At 32.3% G+C, this 6,465-nt stretch carries 7 protein-coding genes and 1 pseudogene; 2 read left to right on the forward strand and 6 right to left on the reverse strand.

The genetic code is table 11. From position 1 onward, the window contains the following. Positions 1 to 1,387, forward strand: a 1,387-nt coding sequence (gene dnaK, locus NE054_RS06755; protein ID WP_297890043.1) for a molecular chaperone DnaK, incomplete at its 5' end; no start/stop codon positions are given. A 100-nt stretch (positions 1,388 to 1,487) separates the two neighbouring features. Further along, complete coding sequence (gene htpX, locus NE054_RS06760) at positions 1,488 to 2,384, forward strand: zinc metalloprotease HtpX (RefSeq protein WP_297890045.1); 897 nt, start codon at positions 1,488 to 1,490, stop codon at positions 2,382 to 2,384. 15 nt (positions 2,385 to 2,399) lie between these two features. Here htpX and NE054_RS06765 read toward each other — a convergent pair whose 3' ends face one another. From NE054_RS06765 to NE054_RS06790, 6 genes and pseudogenes are all read right to left on the reverse strand, one after another. Next, complete coding sequence (locus NE054_RS06765; RefSeq protein WP_297890046.1) at positions 2,400 to 2,705, reverse strand: hypothetical protein; 306 nt, start codon at positions 2,703 to 2,705, stop codon at positions 2,400 to 2,402. Positions 2,706 to 2,714: 9 nt separating this feature from the next. Further along, complete coding sequence (gene plsY / locus NE054_RS06770; protein WP_297890048.1) at positions 2,715 to 3,302, reverse strand: glycerol-3-phosphate 1-O-acyltransferase PlsY; 588 nt, start codon at positions 3,300 to 3,302, stop codon at positions 2,715 to 2,717. Further along, a complete protein-coding gene (locus NE054_RS06775; protein ID WP_297890050.1) occupies positions 3,293 to 3,808 on the reverse strand; it encodes a CDP-alcohol phosphatidyltransferase family protein in 516 nt (171 codons plus the stop codon). The genes plsY and NE054_RS06775 overlap by 10 nt, the downstream gene beginning before the upstream one ends. A gap of 2 nt (positions 3,809 to 3,810) precedes the next feature. After that, positions 3,811 to 4,935: a cell division protein FtsZ gene (gene ftsZ, locus NE054_RS06780; protein ID WP_297890051.1), complete on the reverse strand. Its 1,125-nt coding sequence runs from the start codon at positions 4,933 to 4,935 to the stop codon at positions 3,811 to 3,813. 11 nt (positions 4,936 to 4,946) lie between these two features. Next, a complete protein-coding gene (gene ftsA / locus NE054_RS06785) occupies positions 4,947 to 6,167 on the reverse strand; it encodes a cell division protein FtsA (RefSeq protein WP_297890052.1) in 1,221 nt (406 codons plus the stop codon). Between the two features lie 39 nt (positions 6,168 to 6,206). Beyond that, positions 6,207 to 6,465: pseudogene (locus NE054_RS06790) on the reverse strand (hypothetical protein); the annotation flags it as partial.

A 6,465-nucleotide genomic window follows, 5' to 3' on the forward strand; every position in this document is an offset into this window, starting at 1 on the left:
AGACGCAGGAAAAATAGCCGGATTGGAAGTGAAAAGAATAATAAACGAACCTACAGCAGCAGCATTGGCTTACGGTTTAGATAAAAAGTCAGATATAAAAATTCTTGTTTATGACTTTGGTGGTGGTACATTCGATGTATCTATTCTTGAAGGTGGAGAAGGTGTAATAGAAGTTAAGGCTTCTGATGGAGATACACACCTTGGTGGTTCCGATATAGATGCAAGAATAATAAACTGGATAGTAGAAGAGTTTAAAAAAGAACATGGAATAGACTTAAGAAACGATAAAACAGCGTTCCAAAGATTAAAAGAGGCTGCAGAACAAGCTAAAAAAGAGCTTTCTTTCAAAATGGAAACAGAAATCAACTTACCATTTATAACAATAGACCCAAATACAAATCAACCACTACACTTACAGAAAAAATTAACAAGAGCAAGACTTGAAGAGATGATTAAAGATTTAGTAGATAGAACTATGGAAATAGTTAAAAGAACATTGGAAGCTGCGAAACTAAAACCTTCTGATATTGATGAAGTTGTTTTAGTAGGTGGTTCTACAAGAATACCATTAGTTCAACAAAGAATCAGAGAGTTTTTTGGAAAAGAACCTAACAAGTCTGTTAATCCGGATGAAGTGGTTGCGGTAGGTGCAGCAATTCAAGGTGGTATACTACAAGGAGAAGTAAAAGATATCTTATTGATAGACGTAACTCCACTATCTCTTGGTATAGAAACACTTGGTGGTGTTATGACAGTTTTAATACCAAGAAATACGCCTATACCAACTAAAAAATGCGAAATATTTACAACAGCGGTAGATAACCAAACTACAGTTGAAATAGCAGTATACCAAGGAGAAAGAAGTGTAGCTAGAGAAAACAAATTACTTGGAAGCTTTAAGTTAACGGATATACCACCTGCACCAAGAGGTGTTCCACAAATAGAAGTATGTTTTGACATAGACGCAGATGGAATACTACACGTAACCGCAACAGATAAAGCAACAGGAAAATCCCAATCTATAAAAGTAACACCATCAAGTGGACTAACCAAAGAAGACATAGAAAGAATCATAGAGGAAGCTAAGAAACACGAAGAAGAAGACAAAAAATTCAAAGAAACAATAGAACTTAGAAACCAATTAGATGCACTTGTTTACAGCTTTGAAAAGACTTTAAACGAAAACAAAGCTAAATTTACACCAGAAGAGCTTTCTGAGGCAGAAAATGTAATAGCAGAAGCTAAAAAAGCATTAGAATCAAACGATAGAAATACTATACAGTCTGCAATGGATAAACTGCAAAATGTAGCGAACAAATTTGCTTCTAAACTCTACGGACAAGGTGGACAAGAAGGTGGAGATGTCATAAATCCTGAAGTCCATTAATCATTTACATACTATTTACAATTAATATGAGGGAGATGGGTTGAAAAATACCTATCTCCCTTTTATATTTATTAGTAAAATTTTTATTCGGGGGTGTTAAATGGCAAATCAGTTGAAAACTGTTTTACTACTTGGAGTTCTTACTGGAATGTTTTTAGCGATAGGTCATTTAGTAGCTGGAAAGGAAGGTATGATTATTGCTTTTGTAGTTGCTCTTGCTATGAACTTTTTTGCTTACTTTTTCTCAGATAAGATGGCACTTGCAATGTATGGAGCAAGGGAAATACCTTATGAAGAAGCTCCATGGCTCCATCAAATGGTTGAAGAACTTGCCAGAAAAGCAGGCATACCAAAACCTAAAATATATTTAGCACCTATTCATGTTCCAAACGCTTTTGCAACTGGTAGAGATCCAAATCATGCAGCTGTTGCTGTAACATCCGGAATACTACAGATATTAAATAAAGATGAACTAAAAGGTGTGTTGGCTCATGAAATAGGACATATTAAAAATAGAGATATACTAATCTCTTCCATTGCAGCTACAATCGGTGGTGCAATATCTATGCTTGCTAATATGGCTTATTACACTTCTTTTTTAGGTGGTAGAGATGAAGAAAATAGCGGAAACATAGTTGTAAACATAATAGGTGCATTAATCTTATTTATAGTTGCACCTTTAGCAGCTACCCTTATACAGATGGCTATTTCAAGGTCAAGAGAATTCATAGCTGATGAAACTGGAGCAAAAATATCAGGCTGTCCGTTATGTCTTGCCAACGCTTTAAGAAAATTAGAAGAAATTGCCCATAACCCTGATTTACAGCAAATAGCTTCTCAAGAAGTCAATCCGGGCACAGCTCACATGATGATAATAAATCCTTTAAAAGCCGATACAATAATGAAACTATTTTCAACTCATCCACCAACAGAAGAAAGGATAAGAAGGTTGGAAGAGTTAGCTAAAAAAATGAGTTATGGTTATAGTTTCGCTTAAAAAAGTAGCTCTCCTTCAAGGGAGAGCTTTTATTCTTTCTTTTATTTGGTTCATCAAATTTTCATGAAGTTCTCTAAGTTCATGAGCCATCTTAATTAATTTCACATCACCTGTAGATTCAGCTCTTTTAACGATAGGAATTATGTACCTTGAGAGTTGATTTGTATACTCCGTAAGATCAGATTCTAACTCTTCCTTAGTTAAATCTTCTATATTTGTCAGATAAGCAGAGATGTTAACTTTTGCTGATATAATCATATTTTTAAGTTCTGCTTCTATATCTCCTCTATCTTTTCCTGCTTTGGTAAAATCTGCACCCATTTTGGCCTCCTATTTATAGATAAATCTGTTTTCTTTTCCTTCTAAAAATCTATTGATATTGTCTTTGTGTTTCATTATTATAATTATACCTATCATAAAAGTTGCAAAAGTATAATAAATATCATCTAATAGAACATAAACTATAGACCAAGATATTCCAGCGGATAAAACAGATGCTAAAGAAACATAACCAGTAGTTAAGAAAACACCAAGCCAAAAAGTAGACACTATTAATGCTGATTTTACAGATAAAGCATACAAAACACCTATAGCTGTTGCAACACCTTTTCCACCTTTAAACTTCAAAAAAATGGAAAAACAATGACCTATAACAGCTACTAAAGCTACTAAAGAAACGTACTTTGGTAAAAAAATGAGTTTTGCAAAATAAACGGGAAAAAATCCTTTTAAAGCATCTAAAAGTAAAACAACAATCCCTGCTTTTTTACCTACAACCCTTGTTACATTAGTCGCACCGATATTACCACTTCCTTCTTTTCTTACATCTTTACCAAATAGTTTACCAACTATCAGACCAAAAGGTATAGAAGAGATTAAATAGGTTCCTATTAAATATAAAATAAAATTTATTTCCACGCTTTCTCCTTATAGAATATCATGAAGTACTCAAAAGCACTTATATAAGCAACCAATATGGAAAACCATAGTAAAATTCTGCCATAATCTACAAAATTTATTGCTAAAAGGAATATAGCTGATAACTGTATAGCAGTTTTTAACTTTCCTAAGGAAAATGCAGGTATAACCACTCCTTTATTAACCATTACACTTCTAACCCAAGTAACAAGCATCTCTCTGGAAACTATCAAAAAAACTTCAAAAGGAGATATATAGTGTTTACTTACGAATGCGGTCAATACAGAAACTGTGAAAATTTTGTCTACAGCAGGGTCTAAAAGTTCTCCATGTTTTGTTACATCGTTAGATATTCTAGCAACTATACCATCTAAGTAATCGGATAATATAGCTAAAATAACTAACAATCCAGATAAAAAATAATTATCAGCTAATATAGAGTATATAATAAAAGGAATTAAAGCTAACCTTGAAAGTGTTATAAGATTAGCAAGCCCAATAGACAAATCTATACACCTCTTCCTTTCCTAATCCATGGTGGAATTTCAAGGTCATCATAAGACAAGTCTTCTTCAGGAGTTTTAGGAACAATTTCATCTTTCTTTTCCTCACTTTTTTTTGTTTCTAAAAGAGGTGGTTTTTTGATTTTAGGCTGTTCTTGTTTTGGTTCTTTTTTGGCTTCTGTTTCAAAATCTGTTGCTATCACAGTTATTTTTATTTCATCTTCTGTATCATTAATAATTGCAGCACCAAAAATTATATGAGCCTCTTCATGGGCAAGCTCTCTAATTTGGGAGACTGCCTCATTAACCTCTTGAAAAGATAAGTCTGGACTGACTTCTACGTTTATTAGTAATCTTCTTGCACCTTGAATAGATGTTCCTTCCAATAATGGGGAAGTTGTCGCAGACATTACTGCTTCTTCTATTTTGTTATCACCTTTTGCAGAACCTACACCTATTAAAGCTTTTCCGGCATTTTCCATTACAGTTCTTACATCTGCAAAGTCAGGGTTAACAAGGGCAGGAACCAATATTAAGTCTGTTATTCCTTTTACTGATTTATAAAGTATGTTATCTACCAATTTAAATGCTTGAGCAAAAGATACATTTTTGCCTGCAACCTGTAATAATCTGTCATTATGTATAACAAGATATGTATCTACTTTTTCCCTAAGTTGCATTAAACCTTCTTCTGCTATTTTTTGTCTTATTTTCCCCTCAAAACTAAAAGGTTTTGTAACAACGGCTACAGTAAGAATTCCCATCTCTTTTGCAGCTTGAGCTATCACTGGAGATGCACCAGTTCCTGTTCCACCACCTAAGCCAGCTGCAATAAAAACCATATCAGCTCCTTCAAGGGCTTCCTTTATTTTATCTAAACTTTCCATAGCTGCTTCTCTTCCAATTTCTGGTTTTGAGCCTGCACCTAAACCTTTACTTATACTTTCTCCAATATGTATTTTATTGGGTACAGGTAAAAAGTTTAAATGTTGTAAATCAGTGTTGACAATATACAATTCCACATCTTGTAATCCTTCTTGGTACATTCTTGCAACCGCGTTACTTCCACCACCACCAACACCAAATACTTTTATTTTAGTAGGATTTTTAGCATCATAATTAATTTCCATATTTTCCTCCGTTAAAACAGTTCTTTAATTTTTCTTATTATATTGTTAAGTAAGTTTTCAATATCAAAAGATTTTTTTTCACTGCTATTATTATACGACATTTCTACTTTTTCTAAAGAGTTGATCAAATACTGCAACATACCTATTGATGTAGAATATTGAGGACTATACAGTTTTTCACTAAAGCTTTTAAATTCTTTTGGTTTCCCTATTCTTACGTCTTTTTCAAAAATTTTTTCTGCTAAATATTGGATGTAAGGCGTATTTGCAACTCCTCCTGTTAGTACGATTCCACCGGTTAATTTATCGTACAATCCTGATTTTTCAAGTTCACTTTTGAGTATTTCAAATATTTCAGATAGTCTCCACTCTATGGTTTCTACTAAATCTTTTCTCTCTATCTTTATATTATCTTCCCCTTCTCTGGAAGGAATTTCTATATATTCATTTATTTCTAAAAATTCAACGCCTGCCATCCCATATTTAATTTTCAAATTTTCTGCCAACTCTTTTGATATTTTAAATCTAAAAGATATATCTTTTGTAATTAAAGAGCCTCCTATCGGAATTGATTTTAGCATTTCTAAAGCTCCATTTTTATAAACTGCAATATCACTCAAACCACCACCTATATCAATAAGAGCAACTCCCAACTCTTTTTCTTCTGGAAAAAGAACCGAAGTAGAAGATGCCAAAGGATTTACGATAACATCAAGTATTCGTAATCCTGCATTTTCAACAATCTTCTTTATATTATTTAAAGTACTTGATTTTATTGTTACAATGGTAAATTCTCCAGTAAGTTTATTTCCAATTAGTCCTATTGGATCATAAACTATATCTTCATCATCTAGGATGTATTTAGTAGGTATAATGTGAAGGATAGTTGTATTTTCACTATGATATTTAGAACTTATTTTTTCTATTAAGGAATCAACATCATTTTTATCTATTTCTTTGTTTGGTACGGAAAGTGTGATAGTATCTTTCTCTTTTTTTGCCTCTATATGATTTCCACCAATGTTGACTAAAACTGCACTGACCCTGAATCCAGATGCTGTTTCTCCTGTAGATACACTCTCTTTTATAGATTTTGTCGCATCTACTGGACTTATAATAATACCTTTTTCAATTCCTTTGGATATAGATTCTCCTGAACCTACAATATATATGTTCCCTATTTCATCAACATCTGCAAATATTGTAGATATTTTACTGTTTCCAATATCCAAAGAAACAAACATTTTACTTTTCGCCATTTTTAACCTCTTTTATTTTTTTGCTATTACCATTTCGTCAAAACTAAAATTTAAATAACTGTAATTCGATAAACTATTTTTTGCTAAAAATATTTTAACTTTATTTAAATTTTCTTCCAAATTTTCTGTTGATAGTATTATCAATGTATTTTTTTCAGTTAGTATAGCCATCTCGGAGTTTGAAACTGTAATTTCCTTAGGATTCAAACTTAAATTTATATTTATAAAATCTATTTTGTAAAAAATATCTTTTAAATTTACAAATTTTCCA

It is taken from the genome of Sulfurihydrogenibium sp. (assembly GCF_027448985.1).
Lineage (GTDB): Bacteria > Aquificota > Aquificia > Aquificales > Hydrogenothermaceae > Sulfurihydrogenibium.

Bases quoted from the DNA above. Each gene is read 5' to 3' on its own strand.
- ftsZ (WP_297890051.1), bottom strand. From the start codon at position 4,935: ATGGAAATTAATTATGATGCTAAAAATCCTACTAAAATAAAAGTATTT.
- htpX (WP_297890045.1), top strand. From the start codon at position 1,488: ATGGCAAATCAGTTGAAAACTGTTTTACTACTTGGAGTTCTTACTGGA.
- NE054_RS06765 (WP_297890046.1), bottom strand. From the start codon at position 2,705: ATGGGTGCAGATTTTACCAAAGCAGGAAAAGATAGAGGAGATATAGAA.